The 25,310-nt window shown below is 56.1% G+C and carries 22 protein-coding genes and 1 tRNA gene; 10 read left to right on the top strand and 13 right to left on the bottom strand.

Annotation, left to right across the window (positions count from 1 at the left end):
- Positions 1-61 precede the first annotated feature (61 nt).
- Positions 62-793, top strand: a complete 732-nt coding sequence (locus AAC621_RS00635; RefSeq protein ID WP_340251169.1) for a hypothetical protein — start codon at positions 62-64, stop codon at positions 791-793.
- Positions 794-798: 5 nt separating this feature from the next.
- Positions 799-1,380 carry a PepSY domain-containing protein gene (locus tag AAC621_RS00630; protein ID WP_340251167.1) on the top strand — a complete coding sequence of 194 codons (582 nt, stop codon included), beginning with the start codon at positions 799-801 and terminating at the stop codon, positions 1,378-1,380.
- Between the two features lie 41 nt (positions 1,381-1,421).
- On the opposite strand, the gene AAC621_RS00625 is transcribed toward AAC621_RS00630, so the two are convergent.
- A tRNA-Leu gene (locus tag AAC621_RS00625) sits at positions 1,422-1,506 on the bottom strand.
- Between the two features lie 184 nt (positions 1,507-1,690).
- On the opposite strand from AAC621_RS00625, the gene AAC621_RS00620 reads away from it, so the two are divergent.
- The 3 genes from AAC621_RS00620 to glnA all read left to right on the top strand — a co-directional run bounded on the left by AAC621_RS00620 (position 1,691) and on the right by glnA (position 4,163).
- Positions 1,691-2,176 carry a hypothetical protein gene (locus tag AAC621_RS00620; RefSeq protein ID WP_340251165.1) on the top strand — a complete coding sequence of 162 codons (486 nt, stop codon included), beginning with the start codon at positions 1,691-1,693 and terminating at the stop codon, positions 2,174-2,176.
- Between the two features lie 165 nt (positions 2,177-2,341).
- Positions 2,342-2,680: a P-II family nitrogen regulator gene (locus tag AAC621_RS00615; protein WP_317654668.1), complete on the top strand. Its 339-nt coding sequence runs from the start codon at positions 2,342-2,344 to the stop codon at positions 2,678-2,680.
- A 76-nt stretch (positions 2,681-2,756) separates the two neighbouring features.
- Positions 2,757-4,163 carry a type I glutamate--ammonia ligase gene (gene glnA, locus AAC621_RS00610; RefSeq protein ID WP_340242691.1) on the top strand — a complete coding sequence of 469 codons (1,407 nt, stop codon included), beginning with the start codon at positions 2,757-2,759 and terminating at the stop codon, positions 4,161-4,163.
- A gap of 51 nt (positions 4,164-4,214) precedes the next feature.
- Here glnA and AAC621_RS00605 read toward each other — a convergent pair whose 3' ends face one another.
- The 7 genes from AAC621_RS00605 to AAC621_RS00575 form a co-directional block, all read right to left on the bottom strand.
- The gene (locus AAC621_RS00605; RefSeq protein ID WP_340251163.1) at positions 4,215-4,397 is read right to left on the bottom strand and encodes a hypothetical protein; all 183 of its coding nucleotides are present in this window, start codon (positions 4,395-4,397) and stop codon (positions 4,215-4,217) included.
- A gap of 80 nt (positions 4,398-4,477) precedes the next feature.
- Positions 4,478-5,215: an SMC-Scp complex subunit ScpB gene (gene scpB / locus AAC621_RS00600; protein WP_340251161.1), complete on the bottom strand. Its 738-nt coding sequence runs from the start codon at positions 5,213-5,215 to the stop codon at positions 4,478-4,480.
- Positions 5,212-6,042: a segregation and condensation protein A gene (locus tag AAC621_RS00595; protein WP_340251159.1), complete on the bottom strand. Its 831-nt coding sequence runs from the start codon at positions 6,040-6,042 to the stop codon at positions 5,212-5,214. The genes scpB and AAC621_RS00595 overlap by 4 nt, the downstream gene beginning before the upstream one ends.
- Positions 6,039-7,052 carry a glycoside hydrolase family 3 N-terminal domain-containing protein gene (locus AAC621_RS00590; RefSeq protein WP_340251157.1) on the bottom strand — a complete coding sequence of 338 codons (1,014 nt, stop codon included), beginning with the start codon at positions 7,050-7,052 and terminating at the stop codon, positions 6,039-6,041. The genes AAC621_RS00595 and AAC621_RS00590 overlap by 4 nt, the downstream gene beginning before the upstream one ends.
- Positions 7,053-7,065: 13 nt before the next feature.
- A complete protein-coding gene (locus tag AAC621_RS00585; protein ID WP_340251155.1) occupies positions 7,066-8,130 on the bottom strand; it encodes an SPOR domain-containing protein in 1,065 nt (354 codons plus the stop codon).
- A 189-nt stretch (positions 8,131-8,319) separates the two neighbouring features.
- Positions 8,320-10,047, bottom strand: coding sequence for an arginine--tRNA ligase (gene argS / locus AAC621_RS00580; RefSeq protein ID WP_340251153.1), 1,728 nt, complete (start codon positions 10,045-10,047; stop codon positions 8,320-8,322).
- A 70-nt stretch (positions 10,048-10,117) separates the two neighbouring features.
- Positions 10,118-11,281, bottom strand: coding sequence for a deoxyguanosinetriphosphate triphosphohydrolase (locus tag AAC621_RS00575; protein ID WP_340251151.1), 1,164 nt, complete (start codon positions 11,279-11,281; stop codon positions 10,118-10,120).
- Positions 11,282-11,375: 94 nt separating this feature from the next.
- Between AAC621_RS00575 and AAC621_RS00570 the strand changes: the two genes are divergently transcribed.
- The 3 genes from AAC621_RS00570 (at position 11,376) to AAC621_RS00560 (ending at position 15,072) form a co-directional block, all read left to right on the top strand.
- Positions 11,376-11,714 (top strand): HesB/IscA family protein, encoded by a 339-nt coding sequence (locus AAC621_RS00570; RefSeq protein WP_340243585.1) that lies wholly within the window; start codon positions 11,376-11,378, stop codon positions 11,712-11,714.
- Positions 11,715-11,740: 26 nt separating this feature from the next.
- Positions 11,741-12,520, top strand: coding sequence for an exodeoxyribonuclease III (xth, locus tag AAC621_RS00565; protein ID WP_340251149.1), 780 nt, complete (start codon positions 11,741-11,743; stop codon positions 12,518-12,520).
- A 131-nt stretch (positions 12,521-12,651) separates the two neighbouring features.
- The gene (locus tag AAC621_RS00560; RefSeq protein WP_340251147.1) at positions 12,652-15,072 is read left to right on the top strand and encodes a GcvT family protein; all 2,421 of its coding nucleotides are present in this window, start codon (positions 12,652-12,654) and stop codon (positions 15,070-15,072) included.
- Here AAC621_RS00560 and AAC621_RS00555 read toward each other — a convergent pair.
- From AAC621_RS00555 to AAC621_RS00540, 4 genes are all read right to left on the bottom strand, one after another.
- The gene (locus AAC621_RS00555) at positions 15,069-15,422 is read right to left on the bottom strand and encodes a holin family protein (RefSeq protein WP_340251145.1); all 354 of its coding nucleotides are present in this window, start codon (positions 15,420-15,422) and stop codon (positions 15,069-15,071) included. The two genes, AAC621_RS00560 and AAC621_RS00555, sit on opposite strands and share 4 nt — an antisense overlap.
- A 116-nt stretch (positions 15,423-15,538) precedes the next feature.
- On the bottom strand, positions 15,539-16,150 hold the full coding sequence (locus AAC621_RS00550) for a holin-associated N-acetylmuramidase (protein WP_340251143.1): 612 nt from the start codon (positions 16,148-16,150) through the stop codon (positions 15,539-15,541).
- 74 nt (positions 16,151-16,224) lie between these two features.
- Positions 16,225-17,589: a PQQ-like beta-propeller repeat protein gene (locus tag AAC621_RS00545; protein WP_340251141.1), complete on the bottom strand. Its 1,365-nt coding sequence runs from the start codon at positions 17,587-17,589 to the stop codon at positions 16,225-16,227.
- 13 nt (positions 17,590-17,602) lie between these two features.
- Entirely contained in the window at positions 17,603-18,274 is a 672-nt protein-coding gene (locus AAC621_RS00540) for a hypothetical protein (protein ID WP_340251138.1), read from the bottom strand.
- A gap of 294 nt (positions 18,275-18,568) precedes the next feature.
- On the opposite strand from AAC621_RS00540, the gene AAC621_RS00535 reads away from it, so the two are divergent.
- On the top strand, positions 18,569-19,756 hold the full coding sequence (locus AAC621_RS00535; protein ID WP_340251135.1) for an efflux RND transporter periplasmic adaptor subunit: 1,188 nt from the start codon (positions 18,569-18,571) through the stop codon (positions 19,754-19,756).
- Positions 19,753-23,448 carry an efflux RND transporter permease subunit gene (locus tag AAC621_RS00530; RefSeq protein ID WP_340251133.1) on the top strand — a complete coding sequence of 1,232 codons (3,696 nt, stop codon included), beginning with the start codon at positions 19,753-19,755 and terminating at the stop codon, positions 23,446-23,448. Before AAC621_RS00535 ends, AAC621_RS00530 begins: the two co-directional genes overlap by 4 nt.
- 15 nt (positions 23,449-23,463) lie before the next feature.
- On the opposite strand, the gene AAC621_RS00525 is transcribed toward AAC621_RS00530, so the two are convergent.
- Positions 23,464-25,296: an ABCB family ABC transporter ATP-binding protein/permease gene (locus AAC621_RS00525; RefSeq protein WP_445322473.1), complete on the bottom strand. Its 1,833-nt coding sequence runs from the start codon at positions 25,294-25,296 to the stop codon at positions 23,464-23,466.
- Positions 25,297-25,310 lie beyond the last annotated feature (14 nt).

Below are 25,310 nucleotides of genomic sequence, written 5' to 3'. Positions count from 1 at the left end.
AGGTCGCTTTCACACCGAAAGTTTCTGCAAGATCCGCGGCGGCGAGTGGAGATAATCCGCCGTGACACTAGACTGGGGCACGATAAGGACAGCGCAACTCAAAGGCGGGGATTTTTGCCTTTACTTGCGCTGCCCTGCTCCCTTCTTACAGTTAATTGAAACCTGCCTTACGGGTTGGCAGATCGTGGAGGCGACAAACCCACCGCGATTGGACATCATTGTGACCAAGAGTGATGCGGTGCTTAAAATTTCTGGTCGCACCCAGACGATCATCAGCCAAAGCTCAGACCCGATTGATGCGCTGAATTATCTTTGTTTAGACCTTGCCTATTGCTGTGCCGCGCAATCCCCAAACGCCACGCTTCTGCATTGCGCCGCATTTGGGACAAAGGGGACAACGCAAATCGCATTCGGCAAAAAGGGCGTTGGTAAATCCACCCTATCCTTTCGCCACGCCTATTGCGGGGATCGCATATTCGCGGATGATCTCCTGCTCTGGGATCGCAGCAAAAATCGCTTCATTTGTCTTGGTCTGCCGCTCAGGATGCGCCGCCCCCTGCCCAAACTCGACACTGATCTTGGGCAGCGCTTCATCGCAGGCAAATCCATCGCCTATTCGCGGCGGGATGCTTTTGACATCGCGCCTGCAGGCTTCGCTTTTTTCCCCGATGAAATTGTCGAGCTGACCCCGACCCCTGCGCCAGTTCCCTTGACGCAACTATTGGCGCGGATCAAAGCCTTTTCAATCTCGAAATCGCTGACGAATTTTCACTCTGAAACCCTGGAGGGGTAAATCCAATGCGTGTTTTTCGCTTCATCCGAACTCTACACAGTTGGCTTGGGCTGCTGATTTTGCCGTGGATCATCTTGTTTGGGTTTTCGGGGTTTTATTTTAATCACCAACAAGCGGTGTTAAATATGCTGCCCTCAGGCGTATATGACGAGACCGCCCTGTCCGAAGCCATGCTTGACGCACCGCTGTCAGCGGCGCAGGCGCTGGCCGTGGTGGAAGATAAATTTCCCGATCTTGTCATCACAGATGCCAACCAAACCACCTATCATGGCTTTCGCGCCTATCAGTTTTTGGGCGATCGGGAACAGGTGATTGTCGCCGCTGATACAGGGCATTTCTACCACAAAACCCGCCTCACCCGCACAACCTTTGCGCCTGATGGCACCCGATTGCATCGCAAAATCTATTGGGGTCGATTTTTATCAACCTTTCACAATCTGGGTTGGGTCGATACACGCTTTGGCACAATTTTAGCGGATATAACCGCTTGGGCCCTGATTATTTTTGGATTTTCAGGTTTGTTTATCTGGGGCTTCCCACGGCACAAGCGCTACTTGCGCGCTTTGGGTGGCCTTTGGCCAAAGTGAGCTGCGCCAATTTTGGCAAAGCGCGTAAATTTACCATGATTTGGTGCGGGTGGAGGGACTTGAACCCCCACGCCTTGCGGCGCCAGAACCTAAATCTGGTGCGTCTACCAATTTCGCCACACCCGCAACGGCGCTGTCCTTAGCAGAGGCTTATGCGGAGTGCGAGGGGGAAAATTACCCTTTTTGTGATTTCTCAGAGGCCGCATCGCCCCGCACCAAAGGCTGCGCCACAATTTCGCCTTATTTCTAATGTTACCTCACCACAGAGGCAAAAGCGGGCAAAGACCCGCGTCAAATGCGAGCAAAACAAATGACAATTCCCGTTAGCCCTGCGCTACTTATGGGGTTGCGCGATTTGGTGCAAAGCCCAATTGACGCAGTGCCTGCGCTTGAGACGCAACTCATCATGGCAGATTTGCCCATTCTCAGCCTTGAGGGGGCCTTGCCCGCAGAACATCTCTATGTGGGGGATCGTGTCATCACCAGTATTGGCGCCCTACCCCTTCAGGCACTGATGCCTGTGCAAATCGCCCAACCCCTGCGCGTGGTGCATCTTGAGGCCTATGCGCTTGGCTCTGACCAGACGCAGCCTTGTGATCTCTTTCCCAGTCAATTGTTGAAAACGCGCCACGGTGACATGGCCTTTGCGCGAGATTTAATCGGGCAGACGGGCGTCAAATACCGCAATCTGCCACAGGCGCGCTTGTTGGCCTTGCAATTTACGCGCGATGCCGAGATTTTTGCCAATGGGCTGATCCTACAGGCGGCCCGTTCGGTCGATCAGGCCGAAGCGTAAAGCCAAAGTTTTCAAACTGATTAAATTTTGTGCGCAGCGCACAAATATGTTGCAAGTCCTCAAATTTCCCTTGAGAGAGAGCAGCGCGAGCGGGCAATCAGATTGCCCCGCCCCGCACAACATGGTGTCAGAAAGGCGCAATGTACGCAGGAAGGCGAGGGCCACATGAAAAAAATCGAAGCGATCATCAAACCATTTAAGCTTGATGAAGTGAAAGAAGCGCTTCAGGAAATCGGCATTCAAGGTTTGTCGGTGACCGAAGTCAAAGGGTTTGGCCGTCAAAAAGGTCATACAGAGCTTTATCGCGGCGCGGAATATGTGGTTGATTTCTTGCCTAAGGTGAAAATCGAGGTTGTTCTTTCCGATGATATGGTCGATGGCGCGATTGAGGCGATCATTGACGCGGCGAAGACCGATAAGATTGGGGACGGTAAGATTTTCGTCTCCACCATCGAGCAAGCGATCCGCATCCGTACAGGCGAGTCTGGTGAAGACGCGCTCTAAGGCATGAGGCCTAAATAGCCAGGGCATTTTGGCCCTATCTCACTCCCCAAAGACCAAAATGTAAGGGAAGGTCACGATGAGCAAAGACAAGGTTCTTAAACTGATCAAAGACGAAGACATCGCATATGTCGATATTCGTTTCACAGACCCGCGCGGCAAGATCCAGCACGTTACCGTGATGTCTGATCTGGTTGATGAAGATTTCCTCGATGAGGGCTTCATGTTTGACGGCTCCTCGATTTCTGGTTGGAAAGGCATCGAAGCCTCCGACATGAAATTGATGGTAGACACAGACAGCGCTTATATTGATCCGTTCTACGCAGAGAAAACCCTGTGCGTGCATTGTAACGTAGTCGAGCCCGACACAGGCGAGCCTTACGAGCGTGACCCACGCGGCACCGCCGTGAAGGCAGAGGCCTATCTGAAATCCACTGGCATTGGCGATGTGGCCTATTTCGGCCCAGAGGCCGAATTCTTCATCTTTGATGATGTGCGTTACTCGGTCGCCCCAAACAAAGTGGGCTACGAAATTGACGCGGTCGCAGCCGCATGGAACACCGATGCTGAGTTCGAGATGGGCAATATGGGCCATCGCGCGGGTCACAAGGGTGGCTATTTCCCTGTGAACCCAATTGACGAAGCGCAAGACCTGCGGTCTGAAATGCTGTCGACCATGAAATCCATCGGGATGAAAGTGGACAAGCATCACCACGAAGTGGCGACCTGTCAGCATGAATTGGGCCTGATTTTTGGGACATTGACCGAACAGGGCGATAACATCCTGAAATATAAATACATCATCCAGAACGTGGCCCATGCCTATGGCAAAACAGCCACCTTCATGCCCAAGCCTATGGCAGGCGATAACGGCACGGGGATGCATGTGAACATGTCGATCTGGAAAGATGGCAAGCCCTTGTTCGCAGGCGACAAATACGCAGATCTGTCAGATGAGGCGCTTTACTTCATCGGCGGCATCCTTAAGCACGCAAAAGCGTTGAACGCGTTCACCAACCCATCGACCAACAGCTACAAGCGTCTGATCCCCGGCTTTGAGGCCCCCGTTCTGCGCGCTTATTCTGCACGGAACCGTTCGGGCTGCGTGCGTATTCCATGGACAGAAAGCCCCAAAGCCAAGCGCGTTGAGGCCCGCTTCCCTGATCCATCCGCAAACCCCTACTTGGCCTTCTCGGCCTTGTTGATGGCGGGTCTGGACGGCATTCAGAACAAAATCCACCCAGGTGAGCCTTCTGACAAAGATCTGTATGATCTGCCCCCAGAGGAATTGGCTGAAATCCCAACTGTGTGCGCATCGTTGCGCGAGGCATTGGAAGAGCTGGAAAAAGATCACGACTTTCTGCTCAAAGGCGATGTGTTCACGAAGGATCAAATCGATGCCTATGCCGCGCTCAAGTGGCAGGAGGTCTATGCCTTCGAACACACACCACATCCTGTGGAATACAAGATGTATTTCTCCTGCTAAGCAGCAGAAATCAAACAAGAAAGGCGCAAGCTTTGCTTGCGCCTTTTTTATTTAGAACCGCATAAACCGCCGCATAAGATCCGTAGTCTGGCGCAGACGACGCTGTGTTGCACAGGCCTGTGCATGATCACCCCCTGCACCTCGCCGCGCAACATGATCCGTTGCTTTATTCACCCCACGCCAAACCATCCGCCTTATCACCATACGGATCATTGCCGAAATAAGGTTGCTCATCTCACCCTCAATTGCAGCTCATAAAACAAGACCCGCAGAACGCGGGCCATGGTCGATGATAACGGGATATTGCGGCAAAATCAGGGCGCGTCATCCTCGAACAAGGCGCCATCCTCATCTGCATCATCTATATCGAAGGGAAGGCCGCCCTCCTCCTCCTCTGGGGCTTCTGCGCCCTCCTCAGACAGGTTCAAGCCGCGCGGGCGATTGTCGAGCAGCCCCGCATCACGCAATTCCTTCACGCCCGGCAAATCGCGGGCAGATTCCAAACCGAAATGATCCAAAAATGCGGGCGTTACCACGAATGTGACGGGCCGCCCGGGCGTCATCTTGCGGCGGCCAAACTTAATCCATTCCATTTCGATTAATTGATCAATGGTACCCCGACTGACGGAAACGCCGCGGATTTCTTCAATCTCGGCGCGTGTCACAGGTTGATGATAGGCCACGATTGCCAAGGTTTCGATTGCCGCGCGCGACAGTTTCCGTGTCTCGACCGTTTCGCGGCTCATCAGAAAGCCCAGATCAGCACTGGTGCGCATCGCCCATGCATCACCCACTTTGACCACATTCACACCGCGCCCCTCATAGCGGCGGCGCAGCAGTTGCAAGGCTTCAGCAGGATCACAGCCATGCGGAAGACGTGCTTCCATCTCGCGGATTGAGACAGGCTCGGCACTGGCAAAAAGCAAGGCCTCAATCATCCGTTCCTGTTCCGCCAAAGGGGGCGCTTGAAACAGGCTCTTCTCAGGCGCGCTTGAGGGTGCTTCAGAAGGTGTTTCGGGGGAAGTTTCAGGTGTATCCGCCACGCCGCTCATCTTTCATCATCCCTTCGTTTCACTTCAATTGGCGCGAATGTTTCCGCTTGGCGAATGACCAATTTTCCCGCCTTTACCAATTCCAAACTTGCCGCAAATGTGGCCGCAGTGGCCGAGCGGCGTTTTTTCGGATCCATGCCCCAACCATCGGGCAGATAGGTCAAGATATCCGTCCACTCGCCCGCATATCCGATCAGGCCGCGCATCCGTTCTAGGGCTTGCTGCATGGTAAAGACGCTGTCGCGATCCATCACAAAGGGGCGGAAATCGTCACGGGTTCTTATCCGCGCATAGCCCTGCATCAAATCAAGGAGGTTTGCGGTATATTTGACCTTGCGGGCGTGGGTGACCGCCTCGGGAATGCCACGCACAAAACGATCCCGTCCCAAACGATCCCGCGCCATCAACTTGGCCGCGCATTCGCGCATGGCGCTCAAGCGTTCCAATTGGAAGGCCAAATGCGCCGCCAATTCTTCGCCTGAGGGGCCCTCTTCTTCGGGATCAGGCGGCAGCAAGAGCCGTGATTTGAGATAGGCCAACCATGCGGCCATAACCAAGTAATCCGCTGCCAATTCAATCCGTAATTTGCGCGCTTCTTCCACGAAGGCCAAATATTGTTCCGCCAATCGCAAAACCGATATTTTGCGTAAATCCACTTTTTGCGTGCGCGACAATGTCAGCAACAGGTCAAGCGGCCCCTCAAACCCATCGACATCGACAATCAACGCCTCGGCTGCGCGGCGTACGGCCACGCTATCCCATTCACCAGGATCGGCGAGAAGATTGTCATTTGCCGCCTCAGGGGGCAGCGCTGGTGTGTCGCTCATATTGGGCCTTTTTCGCTTAGGCTGCGAAGTTCAGCATCTATCGCATATAAGTCAAGCGATGTCGCAGATTTGCGGGCCAAAAGTGCCGCTTGCGCGCGTTTTGCCGCGATCCCGTCCAATTGACCAGAATGGGCAACGACCTCCTCCATTTCGGGTAGCTTGCCATTGCAATGCAAAATCACATCACAGCCCGCCGCGCGGGCCTGTGTGCTGCGTTCTGCCAAACTGCCCCCAAGCGCCCCCATCGAGATATCATCGGTCATCATCAACCCTTGATACCCAATATCCTCGCGGATCATCCGCATCAGAACAGGGGACAGGGTTGCAGGCAGGTCGGGGTCAAGTGCTTCATAGATGATATGCGCGCTCATCCCCATTGGCAGATCAATCAGGGGCCGAAAGGCCGCAAAATCAACCGCCTCCAATTCACTGCGCGCGGCACTGACACGGGGGCAGCTGAGGTGGCTATCCACCTGACCAAGCCCATATCCGGGCAGATGTTTCAAAATCGGTGCCACGCCCGCATCCATCAACCCTTGCGCATAGGCACGGGCAAAGGTTGCAACTGTGTCAGGCTCAAACCCGTAAAGGCGATTTTTTAACACTGCATGGGTTTCAGGCCGCGCAACATCCGCCAAAGGCGCGCAATTAACGTCAAGCCCCACGGCGCGCATTTCAAGCCCAATATAGGCCGCGCGCAAATATAAGGCGCGCGCAGCAGAGTGCGGGTCACGGCGTGCGATCATATCAAGGGGCGGTGTCCAGTGCCGCCAATGCGGCGGCCCCATGCGCTGAACACGCCCGCCCTCTTGGTCAATCAAAATGGGTGCATCCCACCCAACACAATCGCGCAAGCTATCGGTTAAGGCCCGCAGGTGTTCGGGGGTATCGATGTTGCGCGCAAAAAGAATAAATCCCCAAGGGTTGGCTGCACGAAAAAACTGCGCCTCATCCGCCGACAAACTTAGGCCCTGCAGGCCCAGAATTGTAGCAGAATAGGGGGTAGACATAGCCCTGCCCCCCTCACCGAATGGTTGCAGGGATACAGGCCTGACCCAATGCCAAGAGCGCCGTGCAGAAACGGCGTGCATCATCCACCCCGTCAAACCCTGCGACGCGCAGACGGAAGAATTCCTGACCGCCCGAACTGGCCGCCATAATCACGCGACCACGCCCTTCGAAAAAGCCATCATATTGCGCAGCAAGCCGATCCCATTCACGCCGCGCCGCATCGGGGCTATCAAAGGCGCCAAGCTGCACGACCATGTCCCCCGCAGCAAGGGTTGAAGGATCAATTTCAATGGCGTCATCACGGCTAGCATCACTGGGCACCTGCGCAAGGCTCAGATCCATCGTAAAGGGTCGCGGCGTTGGAATAAGTGATACAGCCACGCCCGCGACAGAGGCAGGAATTTTGTCGACCTCAGGCGTAAGATGAGGCTGAGGCGCATCAGGGCTCTCCCCCAAAGCCTCTGCTAAAAGGGCGTTGATCAAATCTTCGGTCGCCTGCGGCACATCCCCCACAGGCGGCGCAGGCGGCCCGATCAATTCAAAACTGTCAGGTGCGATAATGTCCACTTCAGGCGCGGCTTGGGGCATTTCAGCCTCAGGCGTTACCAAAAGGGTCACATCCTCGATCAATTCAACAGGCGGCGGCGCAAGGATAATTTGCGCGGCTGCAGGCCCCGCCTCACGCCCTGCGGCGATCTCATTCACGGCAAGGCCCATATGATCCGCCTCAACCCCGCCAGGGTCATCTGGCGGCACGCGAAACGGCTCGGATGGGGCGGCAATAACGGGCACACTAAGGGTTTGCCGCTTCAGCGCCTCATATCCCCAATACCCCCCAAGCGCCACCATGGCGACCGACATCAGCCCCATGACCCAAAGACCCAACTTACGCACGGACTGCGTGCGTTCGACCTCAGCAAGGCTCGCGGTGATCTGATCGGCGGAGGCCTGAAGGTCGGGCTCGGCTGTGGCGCTGAGAGTTTCCCACCCCGCTTGCGGCATCTGTGGCGCGCGCGCGGATGGGGGGTCAAATCTTTGCGGCGGGTTGGCAAAAAGACGCGCCGGATCAACCGCCATCCCCCCGACAGGCCGTCTGACCTGCGCAGAGTTCGCTATGCGCTGAAACGGTCTTTGCGCGGGAGGTTCTTTTTCATAAGCCGCCATGCCTGCCCTTTTCCGCCGTGATGCCCTTTGTTTTATGGGCTTATGTCACGACACTAACCTGCTCTGCCTCTGGCCTGCGGGGGGGTGAAGACGTTTATCGCCTTACATTTTATCCGCAGGTGTTACCCCTAAGATACCAAGACCGTTGGAAATAACAACGGCTACTGCATCAATAAGGGCCAATTTTGCCGAAGTCGTGGCCAAATCATCTTCTTGCAAAAAGCGCAGATGAGGTGCGCCATTGCCCTTATTCCACAATGCGTGGAATTCAGCGGCCAGATCATAGAGGAAAAACGCAATGCGATGCGGCTCGTGCGATTGTGCCGCGATCTCGACCACACGCGGCCATTCCGCGAGTTTCGCCACAAGCGCGAATTCAGCAGGATCGTTGATTGCGTCCAGATTTTTGTGATCTATCGCGATGCCCAATTCACCCGCCTTGCGCAGCACCGATTGAATGCGGGCATGGGCGTATTGGACATAGAACACAGGGTTATCTTTGGATTGCTCTAAAACCTTGTCGATATCAAAATCCAAAGGCGCATCGTTTTTTCGGGTCAGCATGATAAAGCGCGTGACATCGCGCCCGACCGCCTCGACCACATCGGACAGCATGACGAAGGTGCCTGCGCGTTTTGACATCTTAAACGGCTCGCCGCCTTTGAAGAGGCGCACCAATTGAGTCAGCTTAATATCAAGCGGCACCTTGTTTTCGGACAGCGCCGCCACGGCGGCCTTCATCCGTTTGACATAGCCGCCATGATCGGCGCCAAAGACATCAATCAATTCATCATAGCCACGGGTAACCTTGTCATAATGATAGGCGATGTCAGGGGCAAAATATGTCCATGCGCCATCCGATTTCATAATTGGGCGATCCACATCATCGCCATGCTCGGTGGATTTGAACAAGGTTTGTTCGCGCGGTTCCCAATCCTCTGGGGTTTTGCCCTTTGGTGGCTCTAACACACCGCGATAAATCAGGCCCTTGCCCTTCAGGTCTTCAATCGCGGCTTCAATCCGCCCCGTGCCGTAGAGGGATTTTTCACTAAAGAAGTGATCCATTTTCACGCCAAGACTGTCGAGATCAGCCTCGATCAGCTGCATCATGGCCGCGATGGCGAAATCACGCACGGGGGCAAGCCATTCCCCCTCGGGGCGACCAAGATGCGCATCCCCAACCTCGGATTTCAGGGCCTGACCCACCTCGATCAGGTAATCGCCTGGATAGGTGCCATCCTCAAAGGACACAGCCTGACCATGCGCCTCGAGATAGCGCAAATACACAGAACGCGCCAAAACATCGACCTGCGCCCCACCATCATTAATGTAATATTCGCGCGTAACGTCATATCCTGCGTAATCCAACAGGCTGGCCAAAGCATCGCCAAAGACCGCGCCGCGCGTATGGCCCACATGCAAGGGCCCTGTCGGGTTGGCCGACACATATTCGATATTCACCTTGCGCCCCTGCCCGATATTGACGCGACCATAGGCACCGCGCGCCTGCGCAATGCCGCGCAGCATCTCGCGCCATGTCTGCGCAGAAAGGCGAAGGTTCAGAAAGCCTGGCCCCGCCACATCGGCGGTCTCAATCCGTGGGTCGGCCATCAGGATCGGGGCCAATGCATCGGCGATATCACGTGGCTTTAGCCCTGCAGGTTTTGCCAGAACCATGGCCGCATTCGTTGCCATATCGCCATGGGCGGCATCGCGCGGGGGTTCAACCGCGACATTGGCGAAATCAAGCCCTGCGGGCAACGTGCCTGCGGCCTCCATCTGACCCAAAGCGTCAATCACCAAGGCGCGAATATCGGCAAAAAGCATCATGTTTTATCATCCTGATTGTCTTGCGCCCTGCTGTATCAGGTTGCAGAGCAAGGTCAATGCCACAAGGCCCTTAGAAGACGGCCCCCAGACCCAAGTCACGATTGAAGATCCGCCGATGGGTTTGCAGTGCGAACCGATCCGTCATGCCCGCGATATAATCGCAAACCAACCACGCAAGCGTGGTGTCATCTGGCGCTGCGCGCACTTCGGCCTGCCATTGGCGGGGCAGTTGGTCAGGGTGGGCCATCATATACGGGAATAAATCATTCACGACATCCGTGACGATTGCGCGTGTCTCGACCACGCGCGGGGCACGATACATGCGGGTGAACAAAAACGCGCGCACCTCTTTGAGATCAGCAAAAACCTGATCCGAAAACCGCACCGTTGCGCGCCCCGCGTAGCGGATATCTTGCGGCGACACAGGGTCAAGCGCGCCAAGGGCTGTATTGGCATAGGCAATCACATCCTCAACCAATACCCCAAAAAAGCGGCGCAGCGCCTCGTGCCTGCGGCGGGTTGGTTCAACATCGGGATAGGCCGTATCCACCTCGCCAAAACACGGCCCCAAAAGGGGCAGCGCCATAATATCGGCCACCTCAAATAGCCCTGCCCTTAGCCCGTCATGAAGATCATGGTGATTATAGGCGATATCATCCGCAATCGCGGCAATCTGTGCCTCAAGGCTGGCATAGGCGGTCAATTCTAGATCGTGGCGCGCATTATATTCGGCCAAGGCCCAAGGATATGGGGCGGCTACAGGCCCGTTATGTTTCGCAATCCCCTCAAGGCTTTCCCAAGTCAGGTTTAGCCCGTCAAAATCCGCATAATGGCGTTCGAGATTGGTGACGATGCGAATGGCCTGCGCATTATGATCGAACCCGCCATAGGGCGCCATCAAATCGCAAAGCGCATCCTCGCCCGTATGGCCAAAGGGCGTGTGGCCCAGATCATGGGCCAGTGCAATCGCCTCGGTCAAATCCTCGTTTGCCCCAAGGGCGCGGGCAATCGTGCGGGCCACTTGCGCTACCTCGATCGAATGGGTCAGACGGGTGCGAAAATAATCGCCCTCATGCTCGACAAAAACTTGAGTCTTATGCTTAAGGCGGCGAAAACTAGAGGCATGGATGATGCGGTCGCGGTCGCGCTGAAAGCAAGACCTGTGCCCACTTTCCGCCTCGGGGTAGAGCCTGCCGCGACTGTCGCTCGGAGTGCAGGCATAGTTTGCGCGCATGATCCCTATCCTTGCCGTTTCAATTTGGCGGTCTTATATTGTAAAACACTCTGTTCTAACAGCCCGCAATCACAGCAATTTTTGCCCAAGCGAGATGGCGATGGATTTGAACCTACCTCCCAAAGTAACCCCTCGCGCCTTTGCGCGTCTGGCTGAGATTAACGCAGATACACCTGCACCGAAGGCGCTGCGCGTGGCCGTTGAGGGGGGCGGGTGTTCAGGCTTTCAATATGATATTCGGCTTGATGATCCCGCCGATGGTGATCTGATCTTGGAGGATGCAGGCCAAAAGGTTGTGGTTGATGAAACCTCGCTGCCGTTTTTGGCCAATGCCGTGATTGATTTTTCTGAAGAATTGATCGGCGCGCGCTTTGTGATCGACAATCCAAATGCCGCGTCATCCTGCGGCTGCGGGATTAGCTTTTCTCTTTAACCCATTGATTAAAAAGGCCTGCGCTTATGAAAATAGCCACATTTAACATCAATGGGATCAAAGCGCGCATAGATGCCCTGCCGCAATGGTTGGATGAGGCGACCCCTGACGTGGCGCTATTGCAAGAGATCAAATCGGTTGACGAGGGCTTCCCCCGCGAGATTTTCGAGGAGCGGGGGTATAACGTGGAAACCCATGGTCAAAAAAGTTTCAACGGCGTGGCCATTTTGTCGAAATATCCGCTCGAAGATGTGATCCGCGGCCTGCCCAGTGACGCAGAGGATGAGCAGGCACGTTGGATTGAGGCCACAGTGGTCGGTCAAAAGGCGCTGCGGATTTGCGGGCTTTATCTGCCCAATGGCAATCCCTGCCCCGGCCCGAAATATGAGTATAAATTAGCGTGGATGGCGCGGATGCAGGCGCGGGTTGCCGAACTTTTGGCGGAAGAAACCCCCGTTTTGTTTGCAGGGGATTACAATATCATCCCCCAAGACGAAGATGCGGCCCGCCCCGATGCATGGCGCGAGGATGCATTGGCGCGTCAAACCAGCCGCGAGGCGTTTCGCAAAATCGTGAACCTTGGCCTGACGGATGCGTTTCGCGCGCGGGTGCAAGGTGGCGACAATTATTCGTTCTGGGATTACCAAGCGGGGGCGTGGAACCGCAATGATGGGATCCGCATTGATCACATTTTGCTGTGCCCCTACGCGGCTGATCTTTTGCAAGATGTTGGAATAGATCGTGAAATCCGCGCGCGTGAAAAACCATCAGATCACGTGCCTGTTTGGGTTGAACTGGCTGCCTGATTTCCAGCGCCCCGCGATTTAGCCTATTCGCGGCATTTGCCCCCCCAATTTGGTCGAATTTAAGCACCTCAGCCGCCATTTGGCGGTCTAGGTTTGGTGCAAGGTAAGGATCATCTCAACGGGAGGTATGGATGTCTGAAACAGCGCGGGTCGTGATTATCGGGGGTGGTGTTGTGGGTGCATCCGTTCTCTACCACCTCGCCAAAGCGGGTTGGACAGATAGCCTTTTGATCGAACGGTCTGAACTGACCTCGGGCAGCACATGGCACGCAGCGGGCGGGTGCCACACCATCAACGGTGATCCAAATGTTGCCAAGCTTCAGAAATACACCATTGATCTTTATAAAGAAATTGAAGAGCTGTCAGGCCAGGCCACAGGCTTTCACATGACAGGTGGGGTGATGTTGGCCTCCACGCCTGAGCGGTTTGATTGGTTGAAATCCATCTCTGCCAAGGGGCGCTATCAGGGTATTGAAACCGAAGTGATCACTCCCGAAGAGGCGCATGAGCTGATGCCGCTTCTTGATCCGCGGCAGTTTACGGGCGCTTTGCGCACCGTTGTCGATGGCCATCTTGACCCTTCTGGTGTGACCTATGCCTATGCCAAATCCGCCAAAATTCTTGGGGCCAGCTATCAGACCCACCGCATGGTGACGGGCATCCTGCGCGCGCGCGATGGTGGTTGGATCGTGCAAACCGACAAAGGCGATATCGCCTGCGAGCATGTGGTGAATGCAGGCGGGCTTTGGGCGCGCGAAGTGGGGCGCATGGTGGGCATTGAGCTGCCCATCTTGGCGATGGAGCATATGTATCTCATCACCGAAGACATGCCCGAAGTGGCCGAGATCAACGCAAAAACGGGCCGCGAAGTGATCCATGCGGTCGATTTCGATGGCGAGCTGTATTTGCGCCAAGAACGTGGCGGGATGCTTATGGGCACCTATGAGAAGGCCTGTGTCCCATGGTCGACCCGCAACACGCCCTGGGAATTCGGGCATGAACTGCTGCAACCCGATATTGACCGCATTGCGCCAAGCCTTGAGGTGGGGTTTGAACATTTCCCCGCCTTTGCGAATGCGGGCATCAAACAGATCATCAATGGCCCCTTCACCTTTGCCCCCGATGGCAATCCGCTGATCGGGCCTATTCGCGGACTTGAGGGGATGTGGTCGGCCTGCGGGGTTATGGCGGGCTTCAGCCAAGGCGGGGGCGTTGGTCTGGCGCTGGCCAATTGGATCACCCAAGGGGATCCTGGCTTTGACGTGTGGGCGATGGATGTCGCGCGCTATGGCGATTGGACGACCCTCAGCTACACCAACCCGAAAGTGCAAGAAAACTATTCGAGGCGGTTCTCAATCAAATTCCCGAACGAGGAATTGCAGGCCGCCCGCCCCCATAAGACAACGCCAATTTATGATCGCATGGTCGGGCTTGGTGCGCAGATGGGCGAATCTTGGGGGCTTGAAGTGCCGCTTTGGTTTGCGCCCGAAGGTGTGCGGGATCAATTCTCATGGCGGCGCTCAAGTGATTTTGACCATGTTGGAGCCGAGGTGCGCAATTTGCGCAAGGCTGCGGGCCTGTTGGAAATCTCCGGCTATTCCAAATTTCGGATCGCGGGCGCGGATGCAGGCGCGTTTCTTGACCGCGTTTTGGCCTGTGCCCTGCCCAAACCTGGTCGGATGACGTTGGCACCAATGTTAAAGGAAAATGGCAAGCTGCAAGGTGATCTCACCTGCGCCTGCTTAGATCCTGAGACTTATATGCTGTTTGGCTCTGGCATGGCTGAAAATTTCTATGCCCGTTGGTTCGAGGCCCAAAAATTGAGCACCGAAGACGCCACCATTGAGGTGATCGGTTTGGGCCTTTGCGGGCTGCATATCGCAGGGCCAAAGGCGCGCGACATCCTTGCGCAAATTGCCCCTGATATGGCGAAGATGCGCTTCATGGATTTTGCGAAAATGGATGTGGCCATGGCCCCCGCCTATGTTGGGCGGGTCAGCTTTACGGGTGATTTAGGCTATGAAATTTGGATGCGCCCAGAATTCCAGCGCCAAATTTTTGAGGCCTTGTTGCGCGTTGGGGCGGATCACGGGCTGCGTCCTATCGGTCTGCGGGCGCTCAATTCTTTGCGTTTGGAAAAAAACTTTGGCGGTTGGGCGCGCGAATATCGCCCCGTCTATGGCCCGCTTGAGGCCCGTCTTGATCGGTTTGTGGCTTATAATAAACCCGCTGATTTTATCGGTAAAGCCGCAGCCTTGGCCGAGCGGGAGACGGGCGGAGCTTTACGCCTAATGAGTTTCGCGATTGACGCACATGATGCCGATGTGATCGGGGATGAGCCAATTGATTTTCAGGGGAAAACCATCGGTTGGGTTACATCTGGCGGCTATGCCCATACCAGCGCGACATCGGTTGCGATGGGATATGTGGCGAAGGAATATGCCGATCAGGCGGATGGCTTCACCATCGAGGTTTTGGGCAATGCCCTCAAGGCCACGCCCCTGCCCCAGCCCCTGTTTGACCCAGAGGCCAAGGTGATGCGCGCGCCTTAATCGGCGCGCCATTCCTCAAGCGCGGGATTTTCGTGACTGCCCCTTTGGCCAAAAGGCCTCCATCGGCGTGCTGATCTTTGCGGCGGTGTGTCGGCTATGCGGGCATAATACATTTCGCGCGCGCCGAAATAGAAACTCACCACCGCCCCCAAAAGCCACCAAAGCGGCTCGGGGATGGCCGCCAAACCCGTCATGCGCGCGGCAAAAGCCACAGGGTCGATCATAGCAAAGGCGAATAGGCCAATGACCGACAGCGCCATCAAAGGACGCGGCAGGCGGTTAAGCCCATTAATCGCGCGGTCAAACCCCGTGCTGCCACTATGGGTGAATTCGGCCGCGTAGCTGCGCAAGATTTCTGCGCGAAATTCTGCATCTGCGGCCTAGCGCGCGGCCGCATTGCCGGCAAAGACCTCGGATATATTTTCAACAGTGTGACCAAGGGCCGTTAGCCCGCCAAGCGCCCCAATCACCGCCATGATTTAACCCTTTCGTGATGCTCTGCCGCGCTTAAATGATATTTGGGCGACAAGAATGTTTCTGCCCGCGTAATCCAACCGCCCTTTCCGCCATCGCGCTTGCGCGCAAATTTCCGCAAACTGGGGCGTCTCTCCCCCAAGCTGTAATAGGAATTGCGCCGTGCAATGGCATAGGCATCAATCAACGCGCGCTCATTTCGGCTGCTTGCGGCCTGAGCGGCCCGTGCGGTGATGGGGCCAATCACCCCATCAACCGCGATATCAAACATCAAATCGCGCAGCAGGCGTTGCAGCAAAATGATTGCCTGCGCGCCCGCCTTCACCTGCATATCGTAAACGACAGGCTGCAACGCCTCAGGCAGCAAATATATGCGCGGGGCGCGATAGTAATCTTCTTCGAAGATTTCGATGGCAATAGCGCGAGTGAGGCGCAGGATATCATCACGGTCGATGTCACCATCGCCACCCAAATCGCGCCCCGCATTTCGCAGGGCGGCCAAGGCGATGCCAAAATTTGTGGGGCCGCCCGGATCATCGGGATCATCGGGAAAGCCGCCCTCATGGCTTAGGATCTGGTGTGAAATCGCCCAAACCGAAAGCATGGGCGCGCCCTCCCTGCTCTGCGGTTAATGACGGGGAGGGTCTATCAGCCTATGGTTAAAACAGGCTTAACAGCTCAGCGATAGGCATGCAGGCGACCATCTGCGCTGACCACATAAAGCGTATCATTGACAACGATGGGTTGGCTTGCCGCCCCGCCCCGCAGGGCAAGGCTGCCATCAAGCGCGGCACCTGTTTCGGGATCAAAACGCAGAATTCCACCATCGCCCGTGGCCAAGATCAAATGACCCCCCGCCAAAATCGGCCCGTAATAGGTAAATACGGCCTTGCGGCGGCGCTCGCGGCGGGCCTCGTACAGGGGCAATTCGGTTTCCCAAATCATATCACCAGTCGCTTGATCAAGACGGATCAACGCATTGCGGTCAGATACGAAAAACACGGAATTTCCTGCAACGATCAGACCAGAATAGGCCCCTTCTGTCGCTGTCCAAAGACGCTCGCCCGATCCCGCATCGATCGCGACAACGCGGCCAGACAGATTGCCCGCATAAAGCCTGCCCCCCACCAGAACGGGGTCAGAGGTGATATCGTTGATATAATTATAAGCCACACCGATCCGCTCACCCGCGATGGCACCCGACCAGACCCGCACGCCCGATTGGCGCAGCACGCCTGTCAACTCGCCCGAGCCAAAGGGAAACACGACCAAGCGCGAGGTCAGCGCAGGGGATGGGCTGCCTGACAAGACCGCAGCGGCCCCAGTTGCGGGGATTTCCCACCGCACACGCCCCGTGGCCGCATCCACGGCATAGGCCTGATCATCACGGCCCGTCACATAAACAACGCCGCCCGCCACAGTTGGTGCGCCAAGCGTTGCCCCAAGACGTTGACGCCATGAAATAGCACCGCTTGCGGCATCAATGGCCAGCAATTCACCATAGCCAGTGGTTGCAAAAATCTGGTCCCCTGCGGCGCCAATCCCGCCGCCAGAGACACCGCCGTCACGTTCGCTTGCAGGGGTCAAATCAATGCGCCAAATCACGGCCCCCTCGGGCGAGGTCGCCTGAAGCCCTGCATCACTATCAAGCGTAACAATTGCGCCATTTGTGAAAATTGGGTCCGCGGTCAGTCGGGTCCGTCTGCCATTGCCTTGACCAATATCCGTTGACCACAGCAGGCTTGCTGATTGCGAGAACCCAAGCGCAGGGATCGCATTGGCAGCATTCGCACCGCGCAATGGCCAATCCGTCAAACTTTGCGCTGTTGGTTGCGCGAAAGGCACGAGGGCCCTATCCGCCGCTTCGGCGGTGGCGTCCAACCCTTCCTTGCTTGGCAGGGTTTGCGCCAAAGGCACGCGTGTCCCGAACCGTTCACCTTGCAAGATCGGCTCGCGCTCACAGCCCGCCAAAAGGGCCAAAGCAATGAGGCTGACACCGCAGAGCCGCGCCATAGGTTTTGCGAAAGAAACGGTGCTATGCATAAAACCTGTCCCTTTATTCAGATGACGCGTTTTGGCCCGTGATCGTAGCGCCACTTTGCAGCGCGAAGATCAAGGCGCTGATCCGCTGACGCTGTGACAGGGTCACAACGGATTGTTCAGACAAGGCCTCAAGTGCTGCAATCGCCCCCTCTTTATCGCCCACCTTTAAGAGTTCCAGCGCCTGCATTTCACGCGCGATGCCTGCGAAAGGCGCACCATCCTCAGCCAAACGCGCCAATGTTGCATCGACTAATCCCTGATCCTCCAAGGGGGCAAGGATATGGGCGCGCAACAGGGCCAGATCGCGGTAACGCGGCAAGAGATCGGGTGCATCTGCAATCGCACGCAACGCTGCTGCAGCGGCCACCGGGTCGCTTTCGCTCAGGTCTGAGGCGCGAATGAAAGCCAATAGCACCTCTTGATTGCTGCGGCTTGGGGTGATCTCAGCGAGGGCCGCAGCGCGGGCCTCTGCATCGGGCAGATCAAGGGCGGCAATCACCGCATCCCCAAAATCACGCGCCGCCGCAAGATCGCGATTTGTGCTGATCTCGCGATAGGTCGCGGCCCCGACCAATGCGACAACAGCCAAAACGCCAATCCAGCCCCACCTTTTGAGCGCGCGAAACAGCTGATCGCGGCGCAATTCTTCGGTGACTTCATCAATGAAACTGTCGCTTTGGCTCATGCTGTGCCGTTCTTTCTTTGAAATCAAAACCCACAAGCCTCACTTAACGCGAAGCACAGAGCTTTGCCAAGTGCAACCGCACCCATAGAGCGCATTCGCAACCGATGATCAAATTCTGTCACAAAATAAAAACTAAACCATTCCGTTCATTCTTGCGGACGTAGGTATAAAAGACTAATCTAAACGCAACAGTTCACTCGTATAAGTCACAAAGCGTTACCCAGGCAAACGCAGAATACAAAAGATCAGCGGGCGTGATCAGATCGTAGTTGCGCCCCGAAAAGAGGTTATTTAATGCGCATTTTTCCAGTCATCACGGCCCTTTTGGTCTGCGCGGCGCTTTATGTGCTGATTTTTCAGCGCGATGCCTTGATGGGGCGCGACAGTGAAAGCCCTGCCGCGGCTGAGGCCGCGCAAATGGACAGCGGCACATTTGGGGATGCGATGCGCGTAGTGATTTTGCCAAGCCGCGCTGAGGTGATTTCCGATGCCGTGCGCCTGCGCGGGCGATCCGAGGCCGCGCGCTTTGTTGAGATTCGCGCAGAAACCTCGGGTCGGATTATTTCAGACCCGATCAAGGCGGGCCAATCCGTGACGGCAGGTGATATTCTGTGCCAAATCGATGAAGGCACCCGCGCCGCCGCCCTAGCCGAGGCTGAGGCCGCGCGCAGCACCGCTGAAGCGCAACTTGCAGCCGCGCAAATTGACGCCAATGCCGCAACCCGCCTGAATGAGAGCGGTTTTGCCTCTGAGACACGCGCGGCCAGCGCCTCAGCCAGCCTCAGCAGCGCCGAGGCCGCCTTGCGCTCGGCTGAGGCGGCCATTGATCGCGCCGCGGAAGAATTGGCCCGCGTAGAAATTCGCGCCCCCTTCAACGGGCTGTTGGAAAGCGACACTGCCGAACTGGGCACATTGATGCAGCCGGGCGCATTATGCGCCACGGTGATTGATCTTGATCCCATCAAATTCGTTGGGTTCCTGCCCGAGGCTGAATTGGCGCGTATCAGCATCGGCCAACTGGCGACCACGCGGCTGGTGAATGGGCGTGAGGTGGACGGGATTGTGCGATTTGTTGCGCGTTCTGCTGATCCGCAAACCCGCACCTTCCGCGTTGAGATTGAGGCGGAAAACCCCGATCTCAGCATTGGGGATGGCCAAAGTGCCGATATCGCAATTGCCACCGAAGGGACAGCCGCCCATTTGGTGCCAAGTTCTGCGCTGACTTTGGATGATCAGGGTGATTTGGGGCTGCGTGTTGTGGCCGAAGATAATCTTGTTGCCTTTTACCCCGTCACCCTCCTGCGCGACACGCCTGATGGGGCCTTGGTCACAGGGCTGCCTGACCAGGTCGACATCATCATTGTGGGGCAGGAATTTGTCTCAAACGGGGGGCAGGTCGTGCCTGTCTCGATCCAGGACATCCCCACAGGCCAAAACGCCACGATTGATGCAGCGCGATCCGCGCTTGGAGGGGCACAATGACCGGGATCATCGATTGGGCCGCCGCCCGTGCGCGGATGGTCTTGGCCTTTATCGTTCTGTCGCTGACGGTTGGCGCCGCCGCCTATGTGGGACTGCCCAAAGAGGGTGAACCTGACATTGATATTCCAGGTTTGTTTGTTTCTGTCCCCTTCCCCGGCATTTCCGCCACAGATAGCGAGCGTCAATTGGTGCGTCCGATGGAGGCAGAGTTTAAAGACCTCGATGGCTTGAAATCTATCAACTCCACCGCCGCCGAAGGGTATGCGGGGATCTTTATCGAGTTTGAATTTGGGTGGGATAAATCCGCAACCATTGCCGATGTGCGCGATGCCATGAACCGCGCCGAGACGCAATTCCCACAAGGTGTGGAGAACTATTCCATCAATGAAATCAATTTTTCGGAATTTCCAATCATCATCGTGGCGCTGTCTGGCAACGCGCCCGAGCGCACATTGATCCGCCTTGCGCAGGATTTGCAAACACGGCTTGAGGGGTTGTCGCCTATTCTGGAGGCGGGGATTGCAGGCGCGCGCGATGAGATGTTGGAGGTCTTGATCGACCCGCTCTCGCTAGAGGCCTATAATGTCACGGCGCAGGAATTGATTTCGGCGGTTGCAAACAACAACCAATTGATCGCGGCAGGCGTGGTCGACACCCCAACGGGTGCCTTGTCTGTGCGCATTCCATCCTCGTTTGAAAGTCCGCAGGACGTTTATGATTTGCCCGTCAAGGTAAATGGTGACCGAGTTGTGACCTTAGGGGATTTGGCGCAAATTCGCCTCACCTATGAGGATCGCACGGGCGCTGCGCGCTTTAACGGGAACCCCACGATTGCGCTTCAGGTCGTCAAGCGCCAAGGGTTTAACATTATCGACACCGCCGAATTGGTGCGCCAAGAAGTGGCCGCCTTCGAGGCGGAATGGCCCGAAGAATTGCGTGCCGCTGTTCATATAACCACCTCCTTGGATCAATCCAACACAGTTGCCTCAATGGTTGCGCAGCTTGAAGGTTCAGTCCTAACCGCAATCGCGCTTGTGATGATCGTTGTTCTGGCCACGCTTGGCACAAGATCGGCGCTTCTTGTGGGCTTTGCGATCCCAACCTCATTCTTATTGTGCTTTATCTTTTTGGGCATCATGGGCATCGCGGTGTCAAATATCGTGATGTTCGGCCTGATCTTGGCTGTAGGGATGCTCGTTGATGGCGCGATTGTTGTGGTCGAATATGCCGACAAACGCCTTGCGGAGGGCGCGCGCCCCATGCAGGCCTATACAGATTCCGCAAAGCGGATGTTCTGGCCCGTTATATCTTCGACCGCGACCACGCTTTGCGCCTTTCTGCCAATGTTATTCTGGCCCGGGGTTCCGGGTGAATTTATGGGGATGCTCCCAGTCACTTTAATCTTTGTTCTGTCCGCCTCTCTGATTGTGGCGCTGGTCTATCTGCCCGTGATGGGGGGCGTTGCCGCCCGTCTGTCGCGCAGCGCGGATCGCTTTGGTGGGCTGTTGATGCGCCTTGTGCCAAGTCGCGCCATTCGCATTGCTCTTGGGGTTGTGGTGGGGTTTGCTCTGTTTCAATCCGCCTTGATGGTTATGCGCGGCGGCGGTGCGGGGCCAGACACCCCCGCCCTTCTTGCAATCCTGCCGGGCGTTTTGGCTTTTTCGGTTACAGGTTTGGTCATGTCGGTTGTCATGGGCACATTGATCCGCCCGCGCGCGGTAGAACGGGTTGAGGGCGGATATAAGCGCACAAGATTGGGCCTGCTGATAGAGCGTTTGGTGGGCAACCCGTTTGCCCCCGTTTTGACCATTGCCGCGGTTTTGGGCTTTGTTGTCGTGACCTTCAGCTATTACGGGGCCAACAATAACGGCGTGGATTTCTTCGTGGAGACCGAGCCTGAAAACGCAATTGTCTATGTGCGCGCGCGCGGCAATCTGTCGGTCGAAGAAAAAGACGCTTTGGTCGCACAGGTCGAGGCGCGGGTGCTTGGCTTTGAGGGCGTGCGCGATGTCTTTGCCTTTTCAGGTGATGGCGGATTGAACAATAACACAGGCGGCGCAAGCGCCCCTGAGGACACAATCGGTCAGGTTCAAATCGACCTCGCCCCTTGGGGAACGCGGGCCGATGGCAATATCATTCTTGATGCGATCCAAGCGGAGTTGGACACCATTCCCGGCATCCATACCGAGATATTCGAGCAGGCCAATGGCCCTGCCAACGGCAAGCCGATTGATCTCGAACTAACAGGCGATGATTGGGCGCAACTTCAGCAAGCAACGGCGGACGTTCATGCCTATTTCGAGAACCTCGAGGGGCTGACCCTCATCGAAGATACGCTGCCCCTTCCGGGGATTGATTGGCAGATCAATGTCGATGTCGAGGCCGCAGGCCGCTATGGTGCGAATGTGGCCACAGTGGGCGCTATGGTGCAATTGGTCACGCGCGGGATTTTGCTTGATCGGATGCGCGTGCCTACATCTGATGATGAGATAGAAATCCGCGTGCGTTTTCCAGAAGATGCCCGCGTCCTGTCGACCTTAGACACTTTGCGCGTGCGCACCGCAGATGGATTGGTGCCGCTGTCAAATTTCGTCACATGGGAACCCGTGCGCCGTTTGGCCGAGATCAAACGCCTTGATCAATCGCGCATATTCCAAGTGAAGGCCGATGTTATCTCGGGGCTTATGCGGGTGACGATCGGGGATCGTGACTTGGGATTGCTGCGCAATGCGGCGCCTGAACACGCCAACAGGCCCGCTGAATTCAGCATAGATGGGCGCGACTATGTGCTTCATTCCTTGGCCGAAGGCGTGAGCCGCGCCGAGTTTGACGATGCATTGAACGGCGATGTTACCCTGACGGCTATCACGGCCAATGAACGGATTGCCCATATTACCGCCGCGTTAGAAACAGGCACGATTTTGCCCGATGGCGTGAATTGGCAATGGGGCGGCGACCAAGCCGAGCAAGCCGAAAGTCAGGCCTTCTTATCTCAGGCCTTTGCGGCCTCATTGGGCTTGATGTTCATCATCCTGCTGGCGCAGTTCAATTCGTTTTACAATTCGGTTCTGGTGCTTCTGGCGGTTGTCTTGTCGACCGCAGGGGTATTGATCGGGCTTTTGACCATGGGGCAAAGCTTTTCGATCATCATGACGGGCACGGGCATTGTCGCCTTGGCGGGGATTGTGGTGAACAATAACATTGTTCTGATTGACACCTATCAAGAATATAACCGCTATCTGGCCCCGATTGAGGCAATCATCCGCACAGTCGAGGCTCGCATTCGCCCTGTTCTTTTGACCACCATCACGACGATGGCGGGGCTCGCGCCGATGATGCTTGGCATCAGCCTTGATTTTGCAAATGGCGGTTACACCATTGATAGCCCGACTGCCCTGTGGTGGAAAAACCTTGCCACGGCAGTGGTCTTTGGATTGGGCATTGCCACAGTTCTGACCTTGGTCTTCACGCCATCGCTTTTGGCGGTGCGGGTCTGGTGGAATGAAATATTAGGCTGGATTGCGCAGGCCTTGGCGCGCATTGGCGCGGCGCGCTTGTCACAGCGCACCCAAGATTACGCTTTGGCGCGCGCGGCATTGGAAACGGCAAACCCCCTCATCTTGTGGGAGGATGACACAGCCGAAGATCAAAAAACACAACCTGCAGGCCCGACTGTTCACGCCGCACAGTAAAGGCAATCGCGCCCCTTATTGGAGCGCGCGTTCCTGTTCACTCATCTGCCGCGCCCACATGGCCGCATAGCGGCCACCTGCGGCAACCAAATCATCGTGGCGCCCCCGTTCTACAACAACGCCTTTTTCAAGCACCATGACCAAATCCGCATCCACCACAGTCGACAGGCGATGCGCGATCATGATCACGCTGCGCCCTTGACCAAGCGCGCGCAATTGGCCCTGTATCTCGCGCTCGGTTTCCGTATCAAGCGCCGATGTCGCCTCATCGAGCAAAAGAATGGGGGGATCTTTCAACAAGGTGCGCGCAATCCCCACGCGCTGCTTTTCACCACCAGAGAGCTTTAAGCCTCTCTCCCCCACGATTGTCTCATAGCCTTCGGGCAGGCTTTCGATGAAATCATGGATTTTCGCGGATTTTGCGGCGGCCTCAACCTCGGCACGGGTGGCATTGGGACGGCCATAGGCGATGTTGTAGAAAATCGTATCATTGAACAAAACCGTGTCCTGCGGCACCACGCCAATGGCGTCATGCAGCGAGCTTTGCGTCACCTTGGCGACATCTTGCCCGTCAATCAAAATCTGGCCCTTTTGGGGATCGTAAAAGCGGAACAATAAGCGCCCAATAGTGGATTTCCCCGACCCAGACGGCCCAACCAGTGCCACGCTTTGACCCGCCTCTAGGGTGAAATCCACCCCGTGCAAAATCGCGCGCGTGCTTTCATATGAAAAATCAATGGCGCGGAATTCCACTTTGCCACGGCTCACCTTCAGCTCTTGCGCATCAGCGGCATCATGCACATCGGCGGGCTGCTCAAGCAACGTGAATAATTCGCCCATATCAACCAAAGCCTGTCGAATTTCGCGATAGACTGTGCCCAAGAAATTCAATGGCATGGTGATTTGGATCATAAACGCGTTGACCATGACGAAATCGCCCACAGTCAAATCGCCCCGCTCAACCCCCAAAGCCGCCATGATCATCACAATCACAAGACCCGTGGTGATGATCAATGATTGGCCGAAGTTTAGAAATCCGAGTGAGTAATTGGTCTTGATCGCCGCCTCTTCATAGCCCGCCATCGCGCGGTCATAACGCTGTGCCTCACGCTCTTCGGCGTTGAAATATTTGACGGTTTCAAAATTCAAAAGACTATCGACCGCCTTTTGATTGGCATCGGTGTCCTGATCATTCATTTGGCGGCGAATTTTCACGCGCCATTCCGTTACCTTAAAGGTAAACCAAACGTAGAGGGCAATAGTTACAATCAGAACCGCCAAATAGCTGATGTCAAACACCGTGGCGAGGATGATCCCCGTTAGCAGTAATTCAAGGATCAGCGGCCCGATTGAGAACAGCAAAAACCGCAAAAGAAAATCTACGCCCTTGACCCCGCGCTCGATGATGCGGCTTAGGCCCCCTGTGCGCCGCGTGATGTGAAACCGCATCGATAAGGCGTGGATATGGCGGAAGGTTTCAATCGCGATCATGCGCAGGGCGCGTTGCCCAACACGGGCAAAAATCACATCACGCAATTGCTGAAAGCCGACATTGCCCGCGCGCGCGACCCCATAGGCCACTGTTAGGCCAACCGCCCCAAGGCCAAGGGCCCAAGCGGGGCTTGGCGCGCCTCCCCCAAGCGCGTCCACGGCGGCCTTATAGGCAAATGGCCCCGCAACCGCGACCAATTTGGCAACCACCAAGGCGGCAAGGGCAAAGACAACCCGATATTTCACCCATGGCATCTCTTTGGGCCAGAGATAGGGCCCCACCTTGCGCAAGGTGATCATGCTAGAGGCGCGACTTTCAGGATCAATCGCTGGCCCGTTTGTATGTGGTGCGGTCATTATCTGGAGACTCG

It is taken from the genome of Roseobacter sp. HKCC-CH-9208 (genome assembly GCF_037805125.1).
In the GTDB taxonomy this organism is placed as follows: domain Bacteria; phylum Pseudomonadota; class Alphaproteobacteria; order Rhodobacterales; family Rhodobacteraceae; genus M30B80.
Note: the sequence above shows the minus strand (reverse complement) of the source record. Positions and strands in the feature narration are given on the sequence as shown.

Excerpts from the sequence above, each read along its gene's own strand:
- AAC621_RS00550 (WP_340251143.1), bottom strand. The coding sequence starts at position 16,150 with ATGCTTTCGGTTTGGGCGATTTCACACCAGATCCTAAGCCATGAGGGC.
- xth (WP_340251149.1), top strand. The coding sequence starts at position 11,741 with ATGAAAATAGCCACATTTAACATCAATGGGATCAAAGCGCGCATAGAT.
- AAC621_RS00540 (WP_340251138.1), bottom strand. The coding sequence starts at position 18,274 with ATGAGCCAAAGCGACAGTTTCATTGATGAAGTCACCGAAGAATTGCGC.
- AAC621_RS00535 (WP_340251135.1), top strand. The coding sequence starts at position 18,569 with ATGCGCATTTTTCCAGTCATCACGGCCCTTTTGGTCTGCGCGGCGCTT.
- AAC621_RS00590 (WP_340251157.1), bottom strand. The coding sequence starts at position 7,052 with ATGTCTACCCCCTATTCTGCTACAATTCTGGGCCTGCAGGGCCTAAGT.
- AAC621_RS00620 (WP_340251165.1), top strand. The coding sequence starts at position 1,691 with ATGACAATTCCCGTTAGCCCTGCGCTACTTATGGGGTTGCGCGATTTG.
- AAC621_RS00545 (WP_340251141.1), bottom strand. The coding sequence starts at position 17,589 with ATGCATAGCACCGTTTCTTTCGCAAAACCTATGGCGCGGCTCTGCGGT.
- argS (WP_340251153.1), bottom strand. The coding sequence starts at position 10,047 with ATGATGCTTTTTGCCGATATTCGCGCCTTGGTGATTGACGCTTTGGGT.
- AAC621_RS00615 (WP_317654668.1), top strand. The coding sequence starts at position 2,342 with ATGAAAAAAATCGAAGCGATCATCAAACCATTTAAGCTTGATGAAGTG.
- AAC621_RS00570 (WP_340243585.1), top strand. The coding sequence starts at position 11,376 with ATGGCGATGGATTTGAACCTACCTCCCAAAGTAACCCCTCGCGCCTTT.
- AAC621_RS00630 (WP_340251167.1), top strand. The coding sequence starts at position 799 with ATGCGTGTTTTTCGCTTCATCCGAACTCTACACAGTTGGCTTGGGCTG.
- glnA (WP_340242691.1), top strand. The coding sequence starts at position 2,757 with ATGAGCAAAGACAAGGTTCTTAAACTGATCAAAGACGAAGACATCGCA.
- scpB (WP_340251161.1), bottom strand. The coding sequence starts at position 5,215 with ATGAGCGGCGTGGCGGATACACCTGAAACTTCCCCCGAAACACCTTCT.
- AAC621_RS00530 (WP_340251133.1), top strand. The coding sequence starts at position 19,753 with ATGACCGGGATCATCGATTGGGCCGCCGCCCGTGCGCGGATGGTCTTG.
- AAC621_RS00605 (WP_340251163.1), bottom strand. The coding sequence starts at position 4,397 with ATGAGCAACCTTATTTCGGCAATGATCCGTATGGTGATAAGGCGGATG.
- AAC621_RS00585 (WP_340251155.1), bottom strand. The coding sequence starts at position 8,130 with ATGGCGGTTGATCCGGCGCGTCTTTTTGCCAACCCGCCGCAAAGATTT.
- AAC621_RS00525 (WP_445322473.1), bottom strand. The coding sequence starts at position 25,296 with ATGACCGCACCACATACAAACGGGCCAGCGATTGATCCTGAAAGTCGC.
- AAC621_RS00595 (WP_340251159.1), bottom strand. The coding sequence starts at position 6,042 with ATGAGCGACACACCAGCGCTGCCCCCTGAGGCGGCAAATGACAATCTT.
- AAC621_RS00560 (WP_340251147.1), top strand. The coding sequence starts at position 12,652 with ATGTCTGAAACAGCGCGGGTCGTGATTATCGGGGGTGGTGTTGTGGGT.
- AAC621_RS00575 (WP_340251151.1), bottom strand. The coding sequence starts at position 11,281 with ATGCGCGCAAACTATGCCTGCACTCCGAGCGACAGTCGCGGCAGGCTC.